Origin of the sequence: Pseudomonas bijieensis, assembly GCF_013347965.1 — a bacterium.
Classification (GTDB): domain Bacteria; phylum Pseudomonadota; class Gammaproteobacteria; order Pseudomonadales; family Pseudomonadaceae; genus Aquipseudomonas; species Aquipseudomonas bijieensis.
In genome coordinates, this window is the sequence record NZ_CP048810.1 from 5,449,118 (window position 1) to 5,473,507 (window position 24,390).

Annotated in this window: 19 protein-coding genes and 2 pseudogenes; 8 read left to right on the plus strand and 13 right to left on the minus strand. The window is 60.2% G+C overall.

Annotated elements, in window-relative coordinates; translation table 11 throughout:
- Positions 1-7: 7 nt before the first annotated feature.
- The 7 genes from GN234_RS24060 to GN234_RS24090 all read right to left on the minus strand — a co-directional run bounded on the left by GN234_RS24060 (position 8) and on the right by GN234_RS24090 (position 10,183).
- A complete protein-coding gene (locus GN234_RS24060) occupies positions 8-1,456 on the minus strand; it encodes an alginate O-acetyltransferase (protein WP_109754787.1) in 1,449 nt (482 codons plus the stop codon).
- A gap of 11 nt (positions 1,457-1,467) precedes the next feature.
- A complete protein-coding gene (gene algG / locus GN234_RS24065) occupies positions 1,468-3,057 on the minus strand; it encodes a mannuronan 5-epimerase AlgG (RefSeq protein ID WP_109754937.1) in 1,590 nt (529 codons plus the stop codon).
- A gap of 26 nt (positions 3,058-3,083) precedes the next feature.
- Complete coding sequence (locus GN234_RS24070) at positions 3,084-4,574, minus strand: alginate export family protein (protein WP_176689627.1); 1,491 nt, start codon at positions 4,572-4,574, stop codon at positions 3,084-3,086.
- 5 nt (positions 4,575-4,579) lie between these two features.
- Positions 4,580-6,064, minus strand: a complete 1,485-nt coding sequence (gene algK, locus GN234_RS24075) for an alginate biosynthesis TPR repeat lipoprotein AlgK (protein ID WP_176689172.1) — start codon at positions 6,062-6,064, stop codon at positions 4,580-4,582.
- Positions 6,065-6,079: 15 nt separating this feature from the next.
- Complete coding sequence (locus GN234_RS24080; protein ID WP_109754785.1) at positions 6,080-7,249, minus strand: alginate biosynthesis protein Alg44; 1,170 nt, start codon at positions 7,247-7,249, stop codon at positions 6,080-6,082.
- Positions 7,250-7,284: 35 nt separating this feature from the next.
- The gene (gene alg8, locus GN234_RS24085) at positions 7,285-8,766 is read right to left on the minus strand and encodes a mannuronan synthase (protein WP_370873689.1); all 1,482 of its coding nucleotides are present in this window, start codon (positions 8,764-8,766) and stop codon (positions 7,285-7,287) included.
- Between the two features lie 100 nt (positions 8,767-8,866).
- On the minus strand, positions 8,867-10,183 hold the full coding sequence (locus GN234_RS24090; RefSeq protein WP_057448969.1) for a nucleotide sugar dehydrogenase: 1,317 nt from the start codon (positions 10,181-10,183) through the stop codon (positions 8,867-8,869).
- Positions 10,184-10,656: 473 nt separating this feature from the next.
- On the opposite strand from GN234_RS24090, the gene GN234_RS24095 reads away from it, so the two are divergent.
- Positions 10,657-10,911 (plus strand): hypothetical protein, encoded by a 255-nt coding sequence (locus GN234_RS24095; protein ID WP_176689173.1) that lies wholly within the window; start codon positions 10,657-10,659, stop codon positions 10,909-10,911.
- A gap of 83 nt (positions 10,912-10,994) precedes the next feature.
- Here the strand turns inward: GN234_RS24095 and yaaA are convergent.
- Positions 10,995-11,776: pseudogene (yaaA, locus tag GN234_RS24100) on the minus strand (peroxide stress protein YaaA).
- A gap of 272 nt (positions 11,777-12,048) precedes the next feature.
- Here yaaA and GN234_RS24105 point away from each other — a divergent pair.
- The 6 genes and pseudogenes from GN234_RS24105 (at position 12,049) to GN234_RS24130 (ending at position 17,382) form a co-directional block, all read left to right on the plus strand.
- Complete coding sequence (locus tag GN234_RS24105; protein WP_176689174.1) at positions 12,049-13,173, plus strand: polysaccharide deacetylase family protein; 1,125 nt, start codon at positions 12,049-12,051, stop codon at positions 13,171-13,173.
- 338 nt (positions 13,174-13,511) lie between these two features.
- A pseudogene (locus GN234_RS24110) lies at positions 13,512-14,907 on the plus strand (PhoH family protein).
- 261 nt (positions 14,908-15,168) lie between these two features.
- Positions 15,169-15,642, plus strand: a complete 474-nt coding sequence (gene moaC / locus GN234_RS24115; protein ID WP_030139643.1) for a cyclic pyranopterin monophosphate synthase MoaC — start codon at positions 15,169-15,171, stop codon at positions 15,640-15,642.
- On the plus strand, positions 15,639-15,881 hold the full coding sequence (locus tag GN234_RS24120; protein ID WP_163856846.1) for a MoaD/ThiS family protein: 243 nt from the start codon (positions 15,639-15,641) through the stop codon (positions 15,879-15,881). Before moaC ends, GN234_RS24120 begins: the two co-directional genes overlap by 4 nt.
- A gap of 3 nt (positions 15,882-15,884) precedes the next feature.
- Positions 15,885-16,337, plus strand: a complete 453-nt coding sequence (gene moaE, locus GN234_RS24125) for a molybdopterin synthase catalytic subunit MoaE (RefSeq protein WP_109754779.1) — start codon at positions 15,885-15,887, stop codon at positions 16,335-16,337.
- Between the two features lie 268 nt (positions 16,338-16,605).
- Entirely contained in the window at positions 16,606-17,382 is a 777-nt protein-coding gene (locus GN234_RS24130) for an ABC transporter substrate-binding protein (protein WP_176689175.1), read from the plus strand.
- A 127-nt stretch (positions 17,383-17,509) separates the two neighbouring features.
- Here the strand turns inward: GN234_RS24130 and GN234_RS24135 are convergent, their stop codons facing one another.
- From GN234_RS24135 to GN234_RS24155, 5 genes are all read right to left on the minus strand, one after another.
- Positions 17,510-18,136 (minus strand): helix-turn-helix transcriptional regulator, encoded by a 627-nt coding sequence (locus GN234_RS24135; protein ID WP_109754777.1) that lies wholly within the window; start codon positions 18,134-18,136, stop codon positions 17,510-17,512.
- Positions 18,137-18,224: 88 nt separating this feature from the next.
- A complete protein-coding gene (locus tag GN234_RS24140; protein ID WP_109754776.1) occupies positions 18,225-19,352 on the minus strand; it encodes an NAD(P)/FAD-dependent oxidoreductase in 1,128 nt (375 codons plus the stop codon).
- A gap of 149 nt (positions 19,353-19,501) precedes the next feature.
- Positions 19,502-20,458, minus strand: a complete 957-nt coding sequence (locus GN234_RS24145) for an ornithine cyclodeaminase family protein (RefSeq protein ID WP_176689176.1) — start codon at positions 20,456-20,458, stop codon at positions 19,502-19,504.
- A gap of 164 nt (positions 20,459-20,622) precedes the next feature.
- On the minus strand, positions 20,623-22,086 hold the full coding sequence (rhlB, locus tag GN234_RS24150; protein ID WP_109754774.1) for an ATP-dependent RNA helicase RhlB: 1,464 nt from the start codon (positions 22,084-22,086) through the stop codon (positions 20,623-20,625).
- Positions 22,087-22,184: 98 nt separating this feature from the next.
- Entirely contained in the window at positions 22,185-22,841 is a 657-nt protein-coding gene (locus GN234_RS24155) for an alpha/beta hydrolase (protein WP_109754773.1), read from the minus strand.
- A gap of 473 nt (positions 22,842-23,314) precedes the next feature.
- Between GN234_RS24155 and GN234_RS24160 the strand changes: the two genes are divergently transcribed.
- Entirely contained in the window at positions 23,315-24,346 is a 1,032-nt protein-coding gene (locus GN234_RS24160; RefSeq protein ID WP_060740792.1) for an amino acid ABC transporter substrate-binding protein, read from the plus strand.
- The last annotated feature ends 44 nt before the right edge of the window (positions 24,347-24,390 follow it).

The window sequence follows — 24,390 nt, forward strand, 5'->3', positions numbered from 1 at the left end:
CGAGACCTCATTGTCCGATTTGAGCCGTTTGTTCGGCTTGCGGAGATGCGTTGCGTTTGCAGATTTTCGCTTCCACTTGCTGTGGCTCCTTGCCGGCTTCAGGTCCCTGGACTTCTACAGCCAGCAGGTTCTGGGAAGCCCAGTCGTCATCAGTACGCAATTGGAAGGCGAAACGTCCGTCGGTTTCCGAGGTATCCGGTTTTTCGATCTTGATATCCTCGTGGCGCCCATTCATGTACCAGAGGGTGGCTTGCAAGGTTTTCACCGAGGTGTCGGCGAAGCGGATGTCGACTTGGTGGCTGCTGTTACGCAGATCCATGTTCTTGCTATTGACCATCAATTCGTTCTTGCCCGGCTTGAGCGCGGTCTTGCTGCTCATGAGTGCCGGCTTGCCTTCGCAGCCGTTGTTGTCCAGCAGCGCCATCATCTGGCGGTAGATGGTTTCCTGGTCCAGGCGATACAGCGGCGAGAATTCCCAGATGAGGATTTTCGGCGGGTTCTTCTGGAACTCTTCGCTGCCCAGGTACTGGATCATCGCGCCTTCCAGGCCGCCACCAGGGAAGGCGACGTTGAGAATGTCGGCGCCGATGGCTTCTTCCAGGAAACCGGCAAAGTTGTAGTTCTTGCCGCTGTGACTGGTGCCCACGAGGGTGATCTGCGGGTTGCCGGAATCGCCGAACAGGTCGCCGTCGCCAGCCTCGCCCTTGGGTTCGGTGGTGAACTGGTCCATGTACTGGATCGCATAGCTGGTGCCGCACAGTTGCCCGGCCATGTTGTGCAGGGTGCCGGTCTTGCCCATGCGGCCGGACTTCTTGGTCTCGAACTCACGCTTGGGAATGTCGGCGAAGGCCGGGATCTGCTTGACCTTCTCGGCGACGATCTTGGCCGTGCGCTGGGCGCCGTACGGAGTCCAGTGCTGGTCGCCACGGAAATAGAAATCGTGGGCCGGCAGGGTTTCCGGCAGGTTCTCGTTGGTCAGCGGCGACAGGTCCGGCACCACATAGCCCATCTGGGCGAAACGGCCGAGCATGGATTTGTAGTTGGTCAGGGCTTTCTCATAGTCGAAAGCGGCCTTTTCCTGTGGGTTGAGCTTGTTGCGGTTTACCAGGCCCCGGGTTGGCTGGTAGACGATCACCAGCTCGACGCCTTTGGCCTTGAACGCATCGTGCAACTGCTGCATGCGCTTGTAACCGGCGGGGGTGGTGTTGAATTCGGTACGCAGGTCTTCCTGGGTCCGGAACAGCCAGTCACCCTGGGCTTGTACCAGCGTGGTGAAGTTCTGCTGGTAGCGCGTGGTGTAGTTCTTCGCGTCGTGGGCGGCAGGGCACAGATTGCAGCACGGTTCGGCCGTGAAGGTCGGGGCCTTGATTTCATCGGCGCGGGCGCCGCTTGCGGCGGCGAGAATGCCGGCAGTCAGGGCGGACAGGCCCAGGAGTTTGATCATTTGTGGGTTCATAAAGGTCATCCTCAGTCCCGCATTTCGGTCTGGCGTTCGACAGGGTCGATCAGCACGGCTTTCTGCTGGCGTACCAGCAGGTCGAGAATTTCATCCTGGCGTTCGCCAAGGATCCCCGTGAAGCTGATGCCGCTGGATTTGGTCGGCGCAAGCATGGACACGCGGTACAGCTCGACGCTCAACGGCGAGTCGATGGACAGCGGGCCGCTGCCGTTGGCAGCCAGTTCGCCGCCGACCACGATCAGCGAGACTTCGGCGTCGAACGGGTCGAGCTTGATGTCCCGGTCGGTATCTGACAGGTCCTTGATGTGACCGTAGATACCGGTCAGGCCGTTGGCCATGGAGACGTTTTCGTAGAGGCGGATGTTCACGCTGTTACGAATACGAATACCGTGGCGTTGGTTGCTGATCACTTTGTTGCCCCACAGCAGGTTGTCAGCACTCTCATAGAGCGTGATGCCATCGGTGTGGTTCTTGTAGATCTCGTTGTAGGCGATCAGGTTGTTCACGCTGTTACGGTCGATCACCAGGCCCGAGAGTTTGTTGTCGTAGCTTCTGTTGTTGATGATGAAGCTGTCGTTGACCTCACGGGAAATAATGATCCCGTGCTTCTTCTTGGTCCCGTAGACGGTGTTGTCGGCGATGATCAGCCGATGGGAACGGTCGTGGGGGTCGATGCCGTAGACGATGTTGTCTTTGTAGGTGTTGCTCTTGACGACAAAGTCGCGGGTCTCGTAGCAGTAGAAGCCGTACCACATGTCCGAGAACTCGGAACCGATGATCCAGCCGGTCGGCTCCGGGCGCTTGAGGACCTTGGCCATGTTCGGCGTGTATTGGGAAATACTCACCCCGTACGACTTACTGTTGGCGTAGCCGAAGCTGGCCATCTTGGTGTTGACGATATAGGTCTCGGTGCCGCCCCAGGCCAGCAGGAACGGTCGGAATTCCTTGGGCGAGCGGAACGTGGCGGGGCCATTGTCCTTTTCACGCCAGCCGGTGACCTTGGTGTCGCGGATGAACATCTGGCCATCGTTGACCAGGAACGCACCGCCCTCCTGGGACAGGCGCAGTTCCTGGGTCTGTTTGTCGATTTCCAGGATGCCTTTCTGGCCGACCACGATCGGAATCTTCGCCAGGTAGACACCTGGCGAAGTCTGGATGATGTACTTGGGCTGTTTCTTGGCCAGCTCCTTGAGGTTCATGTAGCCATCGTCGACGAAGATGGCCTGTGGGATGCCGTGCTGACGCACTACCCACTCGGCCATCTTGTTGTCGCCGCCGATGAAGTCCTTCAAGGCGTTTTCCTGCATCATCCGACGCACGCTGACTTTGCCGGGCTTGGTCCGCACGATTTTTGCCGCGGCCGCTTCGGCGGTGTAGCCGGAGAGGTCGGGCAGGGTCGGCTTGGCCAGTTCCAGTGGCGCGGTCGGCGCACTGTTGACGGTGTAGGTCTTGGCCCGTTGCAGTTCCTTGACCACGTTGCCCGGCTTGACCGCCGGTTCAACGTTGGCGAACGCCGGCGCGCCGGCCAGCAGCATCGCTGCGACCAACAGGCTGATCGAACCTTTCATCGCCTGGCTGTTCCTGAGGTAGCGGTTCATTTCGGGCACTCCCATGGCCATTCGCATCAGAAGCGCCAGATCACGTCGACAAAGGCGCGATGCATGTACGAATCGACCTCTTTGCCGTAGGCGTCGCCTGGCTTGAACACGCCGCCACGAAAGCGCACCAGCGCCGACGGCTCATCAATGGACTGACTCAGCGCGGCCGGCAGCAGGCCTTGCTTGAAGTACTTGGTAACCACCAGGTCGACTTCCTGGCCCAGGTCCTTGTTACCGTCACGCAGCGGCAGGGACGAGGTGGACAGGATCGCGCCGGTCACGTCGTCGGTGTTGTTTTCCACGGCGTTGATGCCGTTGCTGCCCACCGGCTTGTTGCCGTCCACGCGCCAGAACTTGTGGTACACCAGGCTGGCGTCGTATTCGTCACGCAGCTGCCAGGAACCGAACAGGCTGGCGCTCTGGGTGTTGGCCATTTCGCCACGGAACGCTTCGCCGAAACGGTGCACGCGCGAGCGGGTGCCGGTGAAGTTCGAGCGGTTGCTTTGCAGGCCGTTCTGTTCGTAGTCCTCGCTGGCGCGGGCATAGGCCGCACCGACTTGCCATTGCGGGTCCAGACGCAGGCGGATACCCAGGTCGGTGGCCCAGCCGTCGACGTCATCACTGTGCTTGGCTTGCGCCGGGCGCGTGCCGTCGGCATTGAGCGGGTTGACGGTGTCACGGTCGCCGGTCATGCCGGTCAGGCTCGCCCAGTAGTTGACGGTGTTGGTGTTGCGCCAGTTGTAGGCGTCGCTGTTGGCTTCCAGGCCCAGCCAGGAGATGTCGCCGTTCTGGGTCTTGTCCAGGGTATCGGTAGGTTCGCCCGGCGTCGGGTAATCGAGGCTGCCGCTGTCGTGGGAATGGTGGGCACGGATACCGGCCCACTGGCCGGGCATCCACTGGTAACCCACGTCACCGTAGACGTGCAGGCGATCCTTGTCCTTGGGGGACAATTCTTTCAGGTCGGTGCGGTATTCGCTGAACCGCTCGGCGACGCCGAGGTTGGCTCGCAGCAAGGTGGTGTCGAAGGTCCAGTTCAGGGCTTCGATGTTGGTGTCGCGCCATTGGCCGTCGTCATTGCGCAGGCGCTGGCGACCGAACTTCAACTGCTCGCCCGGGTAAGGGGTCAGCCCACGGTAGCCAATCCAGAACTCGCGCATGGCCAGGTAGCTTTTCTTGGCTTCGCGATCGCCGCTGTCGGTTTCCTGGGTGCTGCCATCGGACTGCTGCAGGGTGTCGGTCTCGATGATATCGGAGGACGTCACGGCCTGGGCCATGGCGTAGGCGCTCCAGGCACCGCTTTCGCTTTCGCCGTAGACCCAGGGACGCAGGTCCAGGCCGACGCCGTTGACGTCGCCACCGCTCTGGGTGCCAAGGTCACGGTCGTCTTCGGACTGGCCGGTGATCTTCACTTCCAGGCCGAAGTTCTTGGTGTCGGTCAGGGCCGCCAGGGTCGGGCAGGACCACAGCAGGGCACAGGTCAGGCCAATTCCGGCCTGCACAAAAGGATTGAGCTTCAAAGGCTTCATAGAGGTTCCTCGCCGTCATCTTCTTTTAGGGCTTGCAGTTCCAGCGTATCGGGGCTCATCGAGCCGCGAATGGCCTGCTCTTGTTGTAGCAGGCGTTGGGCTTGTGCAAGTTGTTGCGGCGGTAATTGTGTTTCGAGGGTCTGGGCAAGTTCGGTCGCTTGCGGGGTGTTCTGCGCCTTGGCCAACTGGCTGAAGACATAGGCGTTGACCGGGTTGGGCTTGGTGCCCTTGCCCTGGGAGAACAGCTGGGCAATGGCGAAATCGGCGCTGTTCTGGCCGTTGCGGGCGGCCTTGAGCAGGTGGTCCAGGGCTTTTTGCGGGTACACCTGGCCCAGGTAGCCGCGGCGATAGATCTGGCCGAGGTAGTAGTCGGCAGCCACTTCGCGACCAACAGCTTTCTGGAAATGCGCCTCGGCGACCTTGGCATCGGCCGGGACCCACTTGCCTTCGTAGTAAAGCTTGCCTAGCAACAGCTCGGCGCGAGGCTGGTCGGCGGCGCGGCCGTTTTCCAGGTACTGCATCATCTTGTCGACGTCACCCAGTTCGGGGAAGTCGTAGAGCAATTGCGCCAGGCTGACCCAGGCAGCGGGGTAGCCAGGGGCGATGCCTTCGAGCAACGACTGGGCGGTCTTTTCATCGGTCTTGCCCAGGCTGGCATCGGCCAGGACACGGGCGACGCTGTCCACGCGCTGGGCGGATACGACGCCACGGGCGTGACCGTCCTGCATCTGCTTGAGCAACGCGGCCTGCTGTTCCGGCTGGCCGCGTTTCTGATAGACCGTGGCCAATTCGACGTAGCAAATGTCCGTAGTCGCCAGCGCGGCCTTGCAGACCTTCTCGACTTCATCCAGGTGCTGGTCGTAGGTGTCCTGGGTGCGGTAGAGCAGAATCTGCGCCAGACCTGCTTCCGGGTAGCCGGCGCTGCGCCATTGGCTGATCTGCTGCTGGGCGTTGACGTTCGGGAAACTGTGGGGATATTGCAGGTACAGCATCGCCAGCGGGATCAGGGTATTACCTTCACCGTTGGCGAAAGCTTTTTTCAGCAGACCTTCGGCTTCGTGTTTTTCCGCTTCGGTGGAGCCCGGCTTGGCTACCAGCAGGCGACCCAGGCGCGCCTGGGCCCGGGGCGAGATATCGGCCGCGGCGCGATAGGTCGCCTCGGCTTTTTTCATCTGCTCCGGATCACGGCTGTCCACCTGGATATCGGCCAGGCCGACCTGGGCTTCGCTGTAGCCCAGGTCTGCCAGTTGCTGATAGTTCTGCTGCGCCAGCGCCGTGTCGCCGCGCTTGAGGGCTTCGTTGGCCAGGCGTTGATCGGGCAGGCCGGCGCAACCGGCCAGGCTGACGGCCAATGCCAGGGCACAGAGTGTCCCCATGTGGGAACGAGCTTGCGGCATATCATCCTGACCGCGTTGATCCTTTCGCGAGCAAGCTCGCTCCCACAGGGTCTGTGGGGTGTTAAGGATTTTTATAATGGTCACGGGCATATCCTCGACTTAAAGACCGACGGCCATGGCTTTGTCGATCAGCCAGTTCAGGTTCGGGCCACGGTCGCTGGTGACTTCTACCGGACGGCCGGCCAGCGAGCTGTCCAGGGGTTCGTCAGGCTGGATCAACACACGGATATCGGAAGACAGGTCGGCACTTTTCAGGCTGGTGCTGCTGACGATCTTGCCGGTACGGGTACCTTCTTCGCCGGCGACCTGGAAGTTGACGGGCGTACCTGGGCGCACGTCGCCGAACTGGCGATAGGAGAAACGCGCCTCGACGTTGGCTTCGGTGCCCCGTGGAACCAGTTGGAAGATCACGTCGCCCTTGCTGGCGTACTGGCCGTTGGCGACCAGTTGCTGGGCCACGATGCAGTCGCACGGAGACGTCAGGGTGCCGGTCATTTGCTTGCCGAACAGCTCTTCGACCTTGGCTGGCTGCAACTGGTTGTCGTCCAGGTGACCTTTGAGCACATCGAGCATGCTGGTGCTGAAGGTCGCCAGCGGGGCGCCCTTGGCTGCCACGCCGTCGGCCTTGACCAGGCTTTGCACGGTGCCGTCGCGCGGCATGGTGATGGCCGTGCCCGGTACGTTCACCAGGCCCGCCTGGGCGTGGCTGACGAAGTACATGCCGTACACCGACTTGAAGATGAAACCGAACGCCGCCAGGCCAACGATGAAGACCCCGAGGCTGAAGGTCACGGCGCGCAGGCGACCCAAGGCACTCATGCCGCCGTTTTCGTCTTTCTGCTTGCGAGCCTTGGTGAAGTTATCGCGCTGCAGGGTCGCCAGTACGTCACCGACACCGACGATGTCGCCGGCCAGGTGCGAGGTGATGATGTGACGCAGTGTCGAGATGTCCCGAGGCTCCAGGTTCTGGAACTGGCAACCGGTGCGGCCGGTCTGGCGGTCGTAGGAGCGGATCTGCAATTCCACGTCCATGGCCAGGCCAAGGTTGTCGATGACGAACTGCAGGCGACCCTTGTAGGACTCACCGACCTTGAGGGGCATCTGGCCGGCATTGAAGCTCAGGCCACCGGCGGACAGGTCCAGGACCTTGACTTCCATGGGGGTGCGGTCAGGGCCGAAGAAGCGCAGCTTGGCCGGGATTTTGACCCGGGCGTGTTGGCGCTGGGCTTCGGATTCATGCACTACGTTGACATTCACGGCGGTGTTCATAGGGGCGATTTCCTAGTTAATTCATTCAAGTCCGGTCAGACCATCGTCAGCAGCACGGCGACAAAAATGCTGCCGGCGGAGAAGGTCATGGTCCGAGACGACCAAGTGTTGAACCAACGTTGAAAGCTGGCGAGATCACGGGTCAGGTGGGTGGGCTGGCGGGTCCAGGACTGTTGATCGAGGCGGAAGAACACGTAGATCTTCACCAGGGCACCGACGATCTGGTTGTAATAGAGAATCGCCGGGTAGGCAGGGCCGATCCGGTGTCCGGAGCACGACAGCAGCAGGGTCAGGATCAACCGCGTGATGCCGATCCACAGCAGGTACACCAGGATGAACGCGGTGCCGTACTTGAAGCTGGCGATCAGTGCGACGGTCAGGCCCAGCAGCGAGGTCCACATCGACACGCGCTGGTCGAACAGCACCACCGAAGTGAACAGGCCCAGACGGCGCAGCCCCAGGCCCAGGGCCCGGGAGTTCTGTCGCAGGTTGTTGCCGTACCAGCGGAACATCAGCTTGCGGCTGGCCTTGATGAAGCTTTTCTCCGGTGGATGCTCGACGGTGTTGATCGCCGCATCAGGTACGTAGAAGGTGTCGTAGCCCAGGCGCATCAGGCTGAACCAGCTCGACTTGTCATCACCGGTGAGGAACTTGAAGCGACCCAGGCGCCAGTGTTGCAGCGAGTCGCTTTCCACGTCGGCGATGAAGTCCGGGTTGGTCACCACGGTGGCGCGGAACACCGACATACGGCCGGTCATGGTCAGCACGCGCTTGGACAAGGCCATGGAGCACATGTTGATATGCCGTTGGGCGAAGCGCAGCTTGTGCCATTCGCTCATGATGTAGCCGCCGCGCACTTCGCAGAACTCGTTGGTGGTCAGGCCGCCGACGTTGCCGAACAGCTGGAACCACGGCACGGTCTTGCGTACGACGCCTTCGGCGAGCACGGTATCGCCGTCGATCACCGCAACCACGGCGCGGTCGTCCGGCAAGTGGCGGGAGATGGCGCGGAAGCCGTAGGCCAGGCCGTCACGCTTGCCAGTGCCGGGAATGCGCACGAAGTCCAGCTTGACCCGCGCTGGCGGGTTCATGCGGGCCCAGAGGCTCTTGACCAGCAGTTCGTCGGACATTTCCACGATGGAGCAGACCACGGTGGTGGGCAGCTCGCAGTCGATGGCCTCGCGAATCACCGAGCCATACACCTGGGCAGTGGTCAGCGCATCGATCCGGAAGCTGGTGACCATCAGGTACACGTGGGACGGATCCGCCGCCTTGCCCAGCTTGCGTACCTTGCGGCGCAGGTGCGGGTAGACGATGTAGAGGAAGATCATGCCGCGCACGAAATGCGTTGCTCCCATGGAGTAACGCCAGATGCCCACGGCGCCGATCAGGAAGATGAAATCCTTGGATTCGGAGTCGAACGTGGACGTGGGCAGCGCCATGGCGATGCCCATCAATAAACTCAAGTAAAACAGCCAACCGGCGGCCTGAAGCAGGCCGTGCTTTAGCCTGTGCATAATCTGCATCCGTCTCTATCTCGGGCGGGCCTTGTGGGCGGCCCGATGGGTTAAGGCAGGCGAAAGGCCGGCCGGGGCAAGCCCCGGCCGGCAAACAGACTTACCAGCAGATGCCTTCGGTCCGGCCACTCGGGTTGGTGGCCTTGGACATGAAGCCGACCAGGTCAATGACCTGCTTGCCTTCCGGTACGTTTTCGGTCAGCGCGCGGAACTTCTCGTCGCGGTTGCCCAGGATGATGATGTCGGAGCTGTCGATCACCGAGTCGAAGTCGGCGTTGAGCAAGGACGAGACGTGAGGAATCTTCGACTCGATGTAATCCTTGTTCGCACCGTGGACGCGGGCGTATTCGACGTTGCTGTCGTAGATTTTCAGGTCGAAACCCTTGCCGATCAGCATTTCCGCCAGTTCCACCAATGGGCTTTCACGCAGGTCGTCGGTGCCGGCCTTGAAGCTCAGGCCCAGCAGGGCAACTTTGCGCTTGTCGTGGCTGGAAACGATGTCGAAGGCGTTCTGCACCTGGGATTCGTTGCTGCGCATCAGCGAGTTGAGCAGCGGCGCTTCCACGTCCAGGGAACCGGCGCGGTAGGTCAGGGCACGAACGTCCTTGGGCAGGCAGGAACCGCCGAAGGCGAAGCCTGGGCGCATGTAGTACTGGGACAGGTTCAGGGTCTTGTCCTGGCAGACTACGTCCATCACTTCACGGCCATCGACGCCGACTGCCTTGGCGATGTTGCCGATCTCGTTGGCGAAGGTCACCTTGGTGGCGTGCCACACGTTGCAGGTGTACTTGATCATCTCGGCGACGGCGATGTCCTTGCGGATGATCGGTGCGTCGAGCTCTTCGTACAGCGATTGCAGAACGTCGCCAGAGGCTTTGTCGAACTCACCGATAACGGTCATCGGCGGCTGGTCGTAGTCTTTGATTGCGGTGCTTTCGCGCAGGAACTCAGGGTTGACCGCGACACCGAAATCGACGCCGGCTTTCTTGCCGGAGCAGTCTTCCAGGATCGGGATGACAACGTTTGCCACAGTGCCCGGCAATACGGTGCTGCGAACCACGATAGTGTGGCGGGTGGTCTTGTCACGCAGGACAAAACCGATCTCGCGGCACACCGCTTCGATGTAGTTCAGTTCCAGGTCGCCGTTCTTTTTGCTGGGTGTACCGACACAGATCATCGACAGGTCAGTATCGCGAATTGCCTCGGCGAAGTTGGTCGTACCGCGCAGTCGGCCTGTTTGAATGCCTTGCGCCAATAGCTCGCCAAGACCAGGTTCAACGATCGGCGATTTGCCGGCGTTGATCATGTCGATTTTGTCTTTGGCGACATCCACGCCAACTACATCATGGCCCCGTGCAGACAGGCAACCGGCACATACTGCACCGACGTAACCCAAACCAAATATGCTAATGCGCATCGCATTTACCTCTGTTTTTCACGCCATTAAATGGCCGGAGTTAATAGTGTTCAGCGGTCATAGTGCACTCGGAAGTGTGGAATGCAGGCGCCACAATGCCGTGTGCAGGCATACTAAGTTCCGAGTGTCTAAATAATTGCACTCAAGTTGTGCGCAAAGCGGCCTAGTTTGTTATGACCTGCCCTGTTATGCAGCCAGTTCCCGTTTTCAGGAACGCTCGTGCAAAAGTCCTTCACTTCCGATCCCTGGCAAAAAGCCCACAAAATCAGAAGCTTGTGTGCTCGGGTGAGCACGTTGTAGGGGCGCAGCCTTGGCCTTGTAGGGGATAGTAATGGTGCGTTATCTCCTGTCCTTTATAAGATGGATCCAAATAGGCGACCGTTTCGCTAAATTGCCATGACAACTTGGTTACTGGGATCGACGGCCTATGTAAGTCTTCTCTTACACGCTCCGTGAGAATCGTTACGGGTGGTATGAGCCGTGCAATTTCACATAGTTCCGATCCGCTCATCGCGATTTTCGAAATTTTTCGAAATATTATCGAAGATGGCACTGCCCTCAATATGATGGCACTTGCCGTTTCATCCTTTATTAATGGGGAGTTAGGAAGGGGAGATAGTTTTGTGCCACTACCGATAAAAAATTTTGGTGCCACTACGCAAAAAACTGACGAGTGTCGAGTGAAAGAAAAGTTAGCGGGGGAGTGGGCCGATTTATTGACGTCATGAAACTGGCGAAACAGGCGGGTAACTAAGATGACAGATCGGGGCTTGATCGAAGCCCCCGATCAGGGGCGATATAAGGTTATGCCTTATTCGGGGGCGTGATCGCGCAAGAACACCAGTTTGTCCTGGCTCGACTGTTGTGCACTGAAGCGATAACCCTGCACATCGAATTGGCTGAGTGCCGCAGGGTCGTTGATCCGTTCCTGAATCACGAAACGACTCATCAGGCCCCGGGCTTTCTTGGCGTAGAAGCTGATGATCTTGTACTGGCCATTTTTCAGGTCTCGGAACTCGGTATCGATAACGCGCGCTTTCAGTGCGCTGCGCTTGACCGCCGAGAAGTACTCATTGGATGCCAGGTTCAACAGGACGTCATCGGCTTGTTCGGCCAGGGCTTCGTTCAGCCATTCGCTAATGCGTGTACCCCAGAAAGCGTAAAGGTCCTTGCCCCGGGCATTGGCCAGCTTCGTGCCCATTTCCAGGCGATAGGGTTGCATCAGGTCCAGTGGCCGCAGCAGGCCATAGAGGCCGGAGAGCATGCGCAAGTGTTGCTGGGCATAGTCGAAATCGGCTTCGCCAAAGCTTTGCGCATCCAGGCCCGTGTACACGTCGCCCTTGAAGGCCAGCAGCGCCTGCCTCGCGTTGGCCGGGGTGAACGCCGGCGTCCAGCTACCGAATCGAGCGGCATTGAGCCCCCCCCAATCTTGTCGGAAACGTGCATCAGCTCGCTGATCTGTGCCGGCGAGAGTTCGCGCAACTGTTCGATCAGTTCCTGGGAATGATCCAGGTACTGCGGTTGGGTAAAACGCTCGGTGGCCGGCGGTGTTTCGTAATCGAGGGTCTTGGCGGGGGAAATCACCATCAGCATGAAATCGTCTCCTTGAGGGTGCGGCGATTCTAGGGGGTTGTCCGGGTGGACTCCAGCTATTGGGGTGATAGGTGATCGGTGGTGATGCTTTTGTGGCGAGGGAGCTTGCTCCCGCTCGGTTGCGCAGCGACCGCACAAACTCTGGGGCCGCTTCGCAGCCCAGCGGGAGCAAGCTCCCTCGCCACAAAGGCTAATTAGACCTGTTTGCCAGAAGGTGTCGCACCAGGATCGGCTATGATGCCGCGCGGGTTTCGTTATGGAGACATCCCTTTTTGCGTATCGCTCTTCTGTTATCGGCCTGGCTGTTGAGCCTGGGCGCCATTGCCGCGCCCAACGATGTCGCCACCCTGGATCGCAGCACGTGGCCGGAACAGCTCACCAGCCCGACGCTGTTCGATGTGGCCTCGCGGGCCGAAATCCTGATGTTCGCCCGGGTCTTGCTGGACGTCGATGCCATGGACGAAATCGCGCTCAAGCAATACCTGGGGCTGCGCACGGTGAATATGGTCGCGATCGACGCGCTTCGCGCCCGGCTGTGGCAGCGTTTGCTGGCCAACTACAACTTCGCCCAGCGCAGCTGCGATCAGGACGCCTCCTTCTGTTATCTGGTCGAGGACATGGCGACCCTGCGCGAAGAGGCGCGCAGGTTCCATCTGGACGACGACTCCTATTACATCAAGTGGGCCGCGCCGAGCCAGATCTTTCATACCCAATACCGCGATGAATTGCTGCGTAAAGCCGCGCTTTTTCCGCAAACCAGCAGCGAAATCGAACGTTTCGGCGATTACGAGCGCAACGGCGAAGATATGAACGACCGCCTGTTCCTGCTGACCTTCGACAGCGCCGCCAACGTTGCGCCGGACAACTCCCCGTGGCTGACCGACTACCTGCGCAAGGCCAACATGAATGGCACCTTCTTCGTGCTGGGCAAGGACATCCAGGCGCGGTTGGAAGAGCGCTCGGTCAACAATCTCCAGGCGTTGTATTCAGGACAATGCGTGGGTGTGCAGGGCTGGGAGTTCCGCTCCCACAGCCATTGGCAGGACTGGCAAGACTCGGTCCGGCGCAGTGTCGAGCTGGTCAAGGGCAAGCTGCCGGAGAATTACGTGCCGCTGTTCCGCCCGCCCCAAGGCCAGCGTCGTGGCGATGCGCAAGCGTTCTTCCGGCAGCAGGGCTTGCAAGTGGCGCTATGGGACATCGACCCCCAGGACAGCAACAGTCGGCTCAAGCCTGAGCAAAGCGCCCAGCGCGCGCTGACCCTGATGCTGCTGTGGCGCCACGGGGTGATCAATTTCAATGCCAAGCAGGATGGGGTGAAAACGGCGTTGCCCTGGCTCATGACGCAAACGGCGCAAAGCGGAATCGGTTGGGCGGAGTGTCAGGACGCGTTTCGCTGAAACCGGCGAAGGCCCGGAAACATTGGGGGAGGAGAAAAAAACGGCGCACATTCATGACAACCCGACTTCCGACTTTAACGGCGCAACGGCGGTACGCCAAGGGTTATTCGTCACTCTGAAAAATAAACTTCAAAAAAGCGTCAAAGTGCTTTTTCCTGTCATGGTTTTTGGAGTATCAAGAAGTCAGACCGCCGAAACCTGCAACACAGGTGGCGTCTTCCAAGACCCAGATTGTGTGCAGTTCACCTGAAAATCCTCGCGGGTGAATTCGGTGGCTACCTCGAGGCGCAGCACTGTCACGGTATTGCGTCGAATGGCCCCCACATAGGTGACCGAGTATGGATGACCACGGACGTAGCCTTTCCTCCAACCAGCCAATCCTCTATGTACTCGATACCAACGTATTGATCCACGATCCAAACGCACTCCTGAACTTCGAAGAACACCACGTTGCCATCCCAATGACCGTGCTTGAGGAGCTGGACAAGCTCAAGAGCGGGCACCACAGCGTTGCGGCCGAATGCAGGCAGGCGATCCGCCTGATCGACAAGACCCTGGGCGATGCCTCCCCTGAGGATGTAGAGCTTGGCGTGCCGATCCAGCGTGGCAAAAGTGGTCCCAAGGGCCTGCTTTCGATTCTGATGAGCAAGCGCACCGAACCCAACCTGGTGCTGCCTGAACACCTGAACGACAACATCATCATCAACCAGTTGATCGACCTGCACGCGCGCACCAAGGACCAGGCCGTGGTGCTGGTGACCAAAGACATCAACATGCGCCTCAAGGCCCGCGCCTGCGGGATCGCGGCGGAGGACTACAGCACCGACCAACTGGTCGACGACGTCTCGCTGTTGCCCAACGGCTACCACACCATGACCGGCTCTTTCTGGGACCGTGTGAGCAAGGTCGAGACTCGCCAGGACCATGGTCGCACCTGGCACCAGGTGCAACTGATCGACAACCTGCCGGCCGTGCACATCAACGAATTCATCATCGACGAGCAAGGATTCGTCGGCTGGATCAAGGAAATCCAGGTCGACAAGCTGCTGATCCTCGACCTGCACCAGGAACCTTTGCTGCACCAGGAAGCCTGGGGTCTCAAGCCTCGCGACATCTACCAGAGCCTGGCCCTGTTCGCCTTGCTCGACCCGGATATCCACTTGGTCAACCTGTCCGGCGCCGCCGGTTCCGGCAAGACCATCCTGGCCCTGGCCGCAGCCATCGAGCAGACCATGGTCAGCAAACGCTACCGGCGCATCATCGCCACCCGCAGTGTGCAGGGCCTGGACCAGGAAATCGGTTTCCTGCCCGGCACCGAAGCGGAGAAAATGGAGCCGTGGCTGGGGGCGATCACCGACAACCTCGAAGCCTTGCACATGGATGACGAAAGCACCCATGGCAGCGTCGACTATATCCTCAGCAAAGTGCCGTTGCAGTTCAAATCCCTCAACTACATTCGCGGGCGCAGCTTCCAGCAGAGCCTGATCCTGATCGACGAATGCCAGAACCTGACCCCGCACCAGATGAAAACCATCATCACCCGTGCCGGTGCCGGTTCCAAAGTGGTGTGCCTGGGTAACCTGGCGCAGATCGACACCCCCTTACCTGTCCGCGACCAGCTCCGGGCTGACCTACCTGACCGAACGCTTCAAGGACTTCCCCAACGGGGTCCACATCACCCTGCAGGGCGTACCGCGCTCGATCCTGGCCGAATACGCCGAATCCCATCTGTAACCCCAGGCAAACCGGGCGACCTCAAGGTCGCCCGGTTTTTTACCCTGTCACCATAAGCGCCTGTGGGAGCGAGCCTGCTCGCGATGACGGTGTGCCAGCCACATATTTTTATCTGATAAACCGCCATCGCGAGCAGGCTCGCTCCCCACAAAGGGATCTACGGTGTTCAGCAAATTACAGGCCGCCGTGGGTGCGACAATCAACCCTGCCGGAATCTGACCCACAGGTTTACAATCGACACTCCCGATCAGGAGTAACCCTGTGCTGACTCATCTCGATTCCCAAGGTCGCGCCAACATGGTCGACGTGACCGACAAGGCCGTGACGTTCCGTGAAGCCACGGCTGAAGCCTTTGTGCGCATGTTGCCCGATACCCTGCAGATGATCGTCAGCGGCGGCCATCCCAAGGGCGATGTGTTTGCCGTTGCGCGCATTGCCGGTATTCAAGCGGCGAAAAAAACCAGCGATCTGATCCCGCTCTGCCATCCGCTGATGCTCACCAGCGTCAAGGTTGAGCTCAATGCCGAGGGTGAGGACCGCGTTCGCATCGTTGCCCGTTGCAAACTGTCGGGGCAGACCGGTGTGGAGATGGAAGCACTGACCGCCGCCAGCGTTGCCGCGCTGACCATCTACGACATGTGCAAGGCCGTGGATCGCGGCATGACCATCGAAGGTGTGCGGGTGCTGGAGAAACTCGGCGGCAAGAGCGGCCACTTCCAGGCGGATGCCTCATGAAAATCAACGTGAAATTCTTTGCCCGTTACCGTGAAGCGCTTGGCGTGGACTCGGTGACGGTGGAAGGTGATTTTGCCACGGTCGACGATGTGCGCGTGTTGCTCGCCCAGCGTGACGGTGCCGAGGTGCTGAAGGAACAAAACCTGATGTGCGCGCGCAACGAGGACCTGTGTCAGCTCGACGAGCCGCTGCTGGACGGTGACGAAGTGGCGTTCTTCCCCACCGTGACCGGAGGCTGAGCCATGGCGATTCGTGTGCAGGCCGATCCGTTCGACCCGGGCGCCGAAGTCAACGCGATGCACGCGGCCAATGTCGGCGTGGGGGCGGTGGTGAGTTTTGTCGGCTACGTGCGTGATTTCAATGACGGCCTCGATGTGTCCGGGATGTTCCTGGAGCACTATCCGGGCATGACTGAAAAAGCCCTGGGCAAGATCGCCACCGAGGCCGAGCAGCGCTGGCCGCTGCTCAAGCTGGAGGTGCTGCACCGCATCGGTGCCCTGGAGCCGGGCGAGCCGATCGTCTTCGTCGCGGCCGCCAGTGCCCATCGCCAGGCGGCATTCGACGCCTGCGCCTTCGTCATGGACTACCTCAAGACCCGAGCGCCGTTCTGGAAAAAGGAAAACACTGTCGACGGCCCGCGCTGGGTGGAAGGGCGCGACAGTGATCATGCGGCGGCGGATCGCTGGAAGCAGTAGGCAGTCTGTCAGTCGTTTGGAGGCTGTGAGTCCGCCTTCGCGAGCAAGCCCGCTCCCACAGGGAATCTGTGTCGTACACAATATTTGTGCTCAACGCAGGGCCTCTGTGGGAGCGGGCTTGCTCGCGAAGGGGCTATCAGCCTTCCATCATTTTCCCGCTTTTCCCAATTGACGATATGTACATTAAAGTCCAGTATGGATTTATAAGTACAAATAGTCGCATCCACCTTTCTCTGCCAAACCAACAACAACCCGCGAGAGATCGATCATGAAAAAATTCCCCCTCATCACCGGCCTGGCCTTGAGCCTGCTGGCCTCCAGCAGTCTGTTCGCCGCCGAGAAAACCTTGCGCATCGGCATCGAGGCGGCTTATCCGCCGTTTGCTTCCAAGACCTCGGAAGGGAAGATCGAGGGTTTCGACTACGACATCGGCAATGCCCTGTGCGTGCAGATGCAGGTCAAGTGCGAATGGGTCGAGGGTGAGTTCGACGGGCTGATTCCGTCGCTGAAGGTGAAGAAGATCGACCTGGCGCTGTCGTCCATGACCATCACCGAAGAGCGCAAGAAATCGGTGGATTTCACTCACAAGTACTACTTCACCTCATCGCGACTGGTGATGAAGGAAGGGACGGTGGTCGATGACCAATACGCCAGCCTCAAGGGCAAGACCGTGGGCGTGCAGCGGGCCACCACCACTGACCGTTATGCCACCGAAGTCCTCGAACCCAAGGGTGTAATAGTCAAGCGCTACAGCAATAACGAAGAAATCTACATGGACCTGGCGTCCGGTCGCCTGGACGCGATTTTCGCCGACACCATCCCGCTGGAAGACTTCCTGTCTATGCCCCGTGGCAAGGGCTACGCGTTTGTCGGGCCGGAGCTCAAGGACCCGAAATACGTCGGTGAGGGCGCTGGTATCGCGGTGCGTAAGGGCAATACCCAACTGGTGGCGGACTTGAACAAGGCCATCGATGGGATTCGGGCCAATGGGGAGTATCAGAAGATCCAGGCCAAGTACTTCAAGTCGGATATCTACGGCGACTGATCGATCGCCATCGCGAGCAGGCTCGCTCCCACATTGGATCTCATTGAACACAAATAGCGTGTTTGATACAGACCCCTTGTGGGAGCGAGCCTGCTCGCGATGAGGCCAGGCCTGGCGACAAAAAACCTCAGCCCTTCAACTCCTTCAAATGCTTGTAAACCGTCGCCCGCCCCATGTTCAGCACATTGGCCACATAGTTGGAAGCGCTCTTGCCCTTGAACGCGCCTTCGGCATGCAGCGCCAGCACCAGCTCGCGTTTGTGGTCGCGGGTCAGCAGGTTCAGGCTCAGTTGCCGTTCGCGCATCCAGGCGTGCAGGAAGGTGTTGATCCGCTCCTGCCAGTCATCTCGAAACAGTGAGTCCGGCTGCGGGATCAATTTCCCCGGCGACAGGAACAGGTCCAATGCGGCCTTGGCATTCTCGAACAGCGAAATATTCAGGTTGATGCACAGCACCGCCAGCGGATGCCCATTGGTGTCACGCAGTACGCTGCTGAGGCTGCGAATCTTCTGCCCGTCCCAGTTCAGTTTTTCGTAGGGCCCGATGTTACGTTCGCTGACGTCCTCGCTGAGCATGTCCTCCAGGGACGAATCGTCGCCAATCTCGCGCTTGGACAGGTTGTTGGCGATGTAGTCGACTTTCTGAGTGCGCAGGTCGTGCAGCACCACTTCGGCGTGGGGGTAGAACAGCGTGGCGATGGCGTCGGCGATGGTGCGGAAGTTTTCCAGCGCCGGATCGGGTTGCGAGGCGGTCATGACAGGGCTCCAGGCAGCGTCAGCGCCCCGTGAGACAGGGGCGCGGGGGAGTGTGCCGCAATCGTGGCGATGCGTCACCTGAGTGGGTTCACTCCAAGCGCTTGGGGGAGAGCATGGCGCTGCTCAGGCCGAAACGGGTCAGCGCCTCGGGCAGCGGTTCGCCACGCACCAGCGCCGCGCTGGCCTGGCCCATCGCCGGGGAGGTCTGGATGCCGTAGCCACCCTGGGCCGCGACCCAGAACAGCCCGGGCACCTGTGGATCGAAACCGGACAACAGGTCGCCGTCGTGAACGAAACTGCGCAACCCGGCCCAGGTCCGGGTCGGACGGCGGATGGTCAGGGTGGTGGCTTCTTCGATCTGGTAGATGCCCATGGCGATGTCCAGCTCTTCAGGCTGTACATCATGGGGCTCCACCGGATCGGCGTTGGCCGGCGAACCAAGGAACATCCCGGCGTCGGGCTTCATGTAGAAGGATTCGTCCAGGCTCACCAGCATTGGCCAGTCATGAATATCCACGCCCTCGGGCCCGGCAAAGATGAAGGCCGCGCGCCGCTTGGGTTGCAGCCCTAGCTTCCGGGCGCCGGCCATTTCGGCCACCTGGTCGGCCCAGGCGCCAGCGGCGTTGATCAGTACCGGCGCGCTGAAGGTCTGGCCGGCGGTTTTCACCTGCCACAATCCCTGGTCGTCGCGGCTCAGGCCCAGCACTTCGCTGTCGGTGTGCACTTGGCCGCCGCTGCGACGAATACCGCGCAAGTAGCCCTGGTGCAGCGCATCGGTGTCGATGTCGCAGGCCGTGGGGTCGTAGATTGCCCCGTGGACCTTGTCCCGCCGCAGGATTGGCAGCCGTACGCAGGCTTCTTCGGCGCTGAGCAGTTGCATCTGCGGCACCGTGGCCTTGGCGCTGAGGTACTGGTTGTTCAGCTCGGTCGGGTCACCGGTGAAGTCCACGGTCATTTCGCCCCGTGGGGTCAGCAATGGATGCTCGCAGAAGCCGCTCGGCGGGGCGTCGAAAAAATCCCGACTGGCCTGGGTCAGCGCCCGCACCTGAGGGGTGCCGTAGGCGGCGCTGTACAGCGCCGCCGAGCGTCCGGTGGAGTGGTAGGCCGGATGGGACTCGCGTTCGAGCACGATGACCCGGCCGTGGGGCGCCAGCCAGTAACCGGTGGAGGCACCGGCAATGCCGCCGCCGATGATGATGAAATCTGCTGAGGTCATGTAGCTCTCCTGTCGAGCAACGGTGCCGGGCGTTCGTAGGAACCTGTGGAAGCGAGCCTGCTCGCGATAGCGGTGTGTCAGCCACCTATATTTATCTGATACACCGCCATCGCGAGCAGGCTCGCTCCCACAAGGGAAACTGGGGGGTGTCAGTTGTGAAGTCGGTAAAGCGCATTCGCCAACGCAACGTCTTCCAACCCCAGACCAATGGAACGGAAGAACACGTGGCGTTGATAATCGGGACGGGCCACGTAGTCGCTGAGCAGTTCGGGCAAGTCGCCGACGATTTTCGAAACATCCCAGCCGAACTGTTCGCTGGCTATCAGCATTTCACCGGCTGAACCTGGGGTGGTCTGACGATAATCGCAGAACACATCCATATCGTTGAGGCTCTGCGGCGGCACTTCGTGGGCGCGCGGAGCGTTGGTGCTGATGGAGGTGATCAGTGCCGGTTTGCTCAGGGTCTGTGGGTCGAGTACTGCCTTGGCGGACGAGGTGCAGAGCATCACCACGTCGGCGTCATGCAGCGCCGCTTCGAGGCTGTCAGCGATGTGCAGGCGTGGGTCCAGCTTGGTGATCGGCGCGAGCTCTTGTGCCGTTTTGCCCTTCAGGCTCGGTGAATAGAGACTGATGCCTTGCCAGTCCCGCAGGTCCTTGACGTATTGCACGTGGGTCCGGGCCACCGCACCGCTACCGATGACCGCCAGACGCCTGGCCCTGGGAGGAGCGAGGGCATCGACGGCGACAGCCGTGGTGGCGGCGGTGCGAGCGGTGGTCAACTCGGCGGCGTCGCACAGCAGCAGCGGCTGGCCGGTCTGCATCGACATCAACAAGGTCCACGCGGTTACCAATGGGCCTTGCTCGCGCACGATATAGGGCGAGGTCTTGACCCCGTAGACCTGCTCTTCGGCCAGCACGCCCAGGTAGTTGATGAAGTCCCCGGCACCCTGGGGAAACACCACCAGTTGCTGGGGCGGCTGCACCGCTTGCCCGACGGCGAGATCGCGGAACAGCTTGCGCAGGATCTGCGGCACATCGACTTGCCCGAGCAGTTCTTGGGCCTGGGCTTGAGTCATCACATAGGGCGTGCTGGGCGTGCTGGGCATGGGGCCTCCGGAGTGCTTTTGTAAACTAATTTGTCTATTATGGACTTTTAGTTTTATCGAGCAATATCCCGGGCAAAAAAAAGCGCAGCCTGTCTTGGCTGCGCTGATCGTTCCCAAGCTCTGCGTGGGAATGCCTCAATGGACGCTCTGCGTCCGTCTCGATGCTAAGGTCGCTTGCGCTCTACCGGCCGCAACAGGTGGGTCGGTGGCATTTCACAACTGATCTTGCGACCCAACAACGCCTCGATCGACGGCAACTGATAAGAATCATCCTCCCCCGCGAAGCTGATCGATACACCCGCAGCCCCGGCACGGCCAGTACGCCCGATCCGGTGCACATAGTCATCCGGCACTTCCGGCAGGGTGAAGTTGATCACATGGCTGATCCCGTCAATGTGAATCCCACGGCCTGCCACGTCAGTAGCCACCAGCACACGAATCTTGCCCTCGCGGAAACCTTCCAGTGTCTTGATACGCTTGTGCTGCGGCACATCGCCCGACAGTTGCGCGGCGTTGACGCCATCGCGCACCAGGCGTTCTTCGATGCGGCGTACTTCGTCCTTGCGGTTGGCGAAGACCATCACCCGTTCCCAGCCATTGTCGTTGACCAGGTTGTAGAGCAGCTTGTACTTGTCGGCCCCGGCGACGGCGTAGATGTGTTGCTCGACGTTTTCGCTGGCGACGTTCTCGGCTTCGATCTCGACGATGGCCGGGTCGGTGGTCCACTGCTTGGCCAGGTTCATCACATCTTCGGTGAAGGTGGCGGAAAACAGCAGGGTCTGGCGTTCGCTTTTCGGTGGGGTCTGGCGAATGATCTGGCGCACTTGGGGAATGAAGCCCATGTCGAGCATGCGGTCGGCTTCGTCCAGCACCATCACTTCGACCATGTCCAGATGCACGTCGCCGCGCTGGTTGAAGTCCAGCAGGCGGCCCGGCGTGGCGACCAGGATGTCGCAGTGGCGGGCTTCGAGGTGCTTGAGCTGTTTGTCGAAGTCCATGCCGCCCACGAACGTCATGACGTTCAGGCCGGTGTACTTGGTCAGGTCGGCGGCGTCCTTGGCGATCTGCACCACCAGCTCGCGGGTCGGGGCGATGATCAGCGCCCGTGGCTCGCCCATGTAGCGTTCCTTGGGCGGTGGGGTCTGGAGCAGTTGGGTGATGATGGAGATCAGGAACGCGGCGGTCTTGCCGGTGCCGGTCTGGGCGCGGCCGATGGCGTCTTTGCCGGCGAGGGTGTAGCCGAGCACTTGCGCCTGGATCGGCGTGCAGTACGGGAAGCCCAGGTCCTGGATGGCATGCATCAGTTCCGGGGCAAGCTTGAAATCGTGGAAGCGGGTCTTGCCTTCCTGGGGTTCTACGACGAAGTCTTCGAGTTTCCAGGCGACGACCGGCGGTTTTGGTGCGCGTTCGCGGCGTGGCTTGGGGGCTTCGCTACGTGGTTTTTCCGGTTCAGGGGCGCTGACAGGTTGGGCGGCGGGCTCTTTTTTGGCCTGTGCAACAGGGGCGGCGCGGCGCGGTTGTTGCGCATCGGTACGGCTCGGGCCTTGGGTCGGCGCAGTGGAGCCAGGCGCGAGTTGCTCGGCCTCGCTTTTACCGAACATCTTCTTGAGTGCTTTGAGCACGGTCATCTCATCGATTGGTTAAGGAATGTACGCCGGCCAGTGTAATGCAAGAAACGGGCGCGGCGTAGTGTGATGATCAATGCGTTGACCTGGCAATCAGGCCTTCAGCGCAACCGCTCGGCCAGCCAGGTGCCGATGTCGCGAATCTCCTCGGGTAACACTTCGTGGCCCATTGGGTATTCCTGCCATGTCACGGTGACACCATGCTGCTTTAAATACTCTTTCGCGGTGCGGCCCATCGGGTTGAGTACCACTTCGTCGTATTGCCCGTGCAGCGCCAGGACCGGAATGCGTTGCTGGCTGGCCGACAATTGCAGCTCGTCGCTGAAGGTCGGTGCATAAGTAGACAGCGCGATCACGCCGCCCAGTGGGCCTTCCCATTTCACGAAGGCGGTGTGATAGACCACCGCGCCGCCCTGGGAGAAACCCGCCAGGAAAATCCGCGAGGCGTCTATTCCGCTGGCTCGCTGGCTGTCGATCAAGTCAATGACCCGTTGTGCCGAGGCTTCGAGTTGCTGCTCGTCAATGGCCCGCGCCGGGCTCAGGGCACGGATGTCGTACCAACTGGGCATCTCATAGCCGCCGTTGATCGTTACTGGTTGGGTCGGGGCCTGGGGCAGAACGAAACGTGTGGTGAGCAGTTTTTGCTGCAGCATTTCGGCAACCGGCAGGAAATCAAAACGATCGGCGCCCAGGCCGTGGAGCCAGATTACGCACGCGTCGGCAGTGCTGCTGGGCTCGAGAATCAAGGGGTCGGACATGGCTGTGCTCCAAATCTGTGCGGGTGCGCTTAATCAGTGCGTGATTACAGTGCGTTCCCGGTGCCTCAGTTAATTAGATGTCGCAAAGTTGAAAGTTTTTGTCTTGACGTGTTTTACAAGGGCTAAGCGCAGCGGTCTGGTACGGGCTTTGCTATGGGGTAGCTGAGTGATGATTCTCACGCTACGCGGTAACACTATCAGTTAGACGCGCCGCATGGGATATCGGAAATCCGGTGATGGATGTTCGCCAATAGCCGCTACGGGGCTTCGCGAACGTGAAGGGCTACAGCCCGTTCGGCCGATTGGTGAGAAGTGGGCATGAACACTGATTGTGGACGTTCTCATTAATAGACTCATAGCGAAGGTCCAGACGTCGGTTGACCCTAAAAAAAGCCAACAAGGGTCGGCAATGCCTCAAAAGGGTGCGACAGGACCCAAGCTCCGACACAACAAGAGCAAAACTGGAGGTTTGAATGAAGTTACTGAAATCCACCCTGGCTGTCGTGACTGCCGCAGCTGTGCTCGGTGTCAGCGGGTTCGCTCAGGCGGGTGCAACCCTGGATGCCGTGCAGAAGAAAGGCTTTGTGCAGTGCGGTGTGAGTGATGGCCTGCCGGGTTTCTCGGTGCCTGATTCGACCGGCAAGATCGTTGGTATCGACGCTGACTTCTGCCGCGCCGTTGCCGCTGCGGTATTTGGCGATGCGACCAAGGTCAAGTTCAGCCAGTTGAACGCCAAGGAGCGCTTCACCGCGCTGCAATCGGGCGAAATCGACATGCTCTCGCGCAACTCCACCATGACCAGTTCCCGTGACGCGGGCATGGGCCTGAAATTCCCAGGCTTCATCACCTACTACGATGGCATCGGCTTCCTGGCCAACAACAAGCTGGGCGTCAAGAGCGCCAAGGAACTGGACGGTGCAACTATCTGCATCCAGGCCGGTACCACCACCGAGCTGAACGTTTCCGACTACTTCCGCGCCAACGGCCTGAAGTACACCCCGATCACGTTCGACACCTCCGATGAAAGCGCCAAGTCGCTGGAATCCGGTCGTTGCGACGTGCTGACCTCCGACAAGTCCCAGCTGTTCGCCCAGCGCAGCAAGCTGGCTTCGCCGAAGGACTACGTGGTTCTGCCGGAAACCATTTCCAAGGAACCCCTGGGCCCGGTCGTACGTAACGGTGACGACGAGTGGTTGGCCATCGTGCGCTGGACTGGCTACGCCCTGCTCAACGCGGAAGAAGCCGGCGTAACTTCGAAAAACGTCGAAGCTGAAGCCAAGTCCACCAAGAACCCTGACGTCGCTCGTATGCTGGGCGCCGACGGTGAGTACGGCAAGGACCTGAAACTGCCGAAAGACTGGGTCGTGCAGATCGTTAAGCAAGTCGGCAACTACGGTGAAATGTTCGAGCGCAACCTCGGCAAGAGCACTCCGCTGGAAATCGACCGCGGCCTGAACGCTCTGTGGAACGCTGGCGGCATTCAATACGCACCACCAGTGCGCTGATGGTTCTATCACCCGGTGGGCCAACCACCGGGTGATGTTCTGTT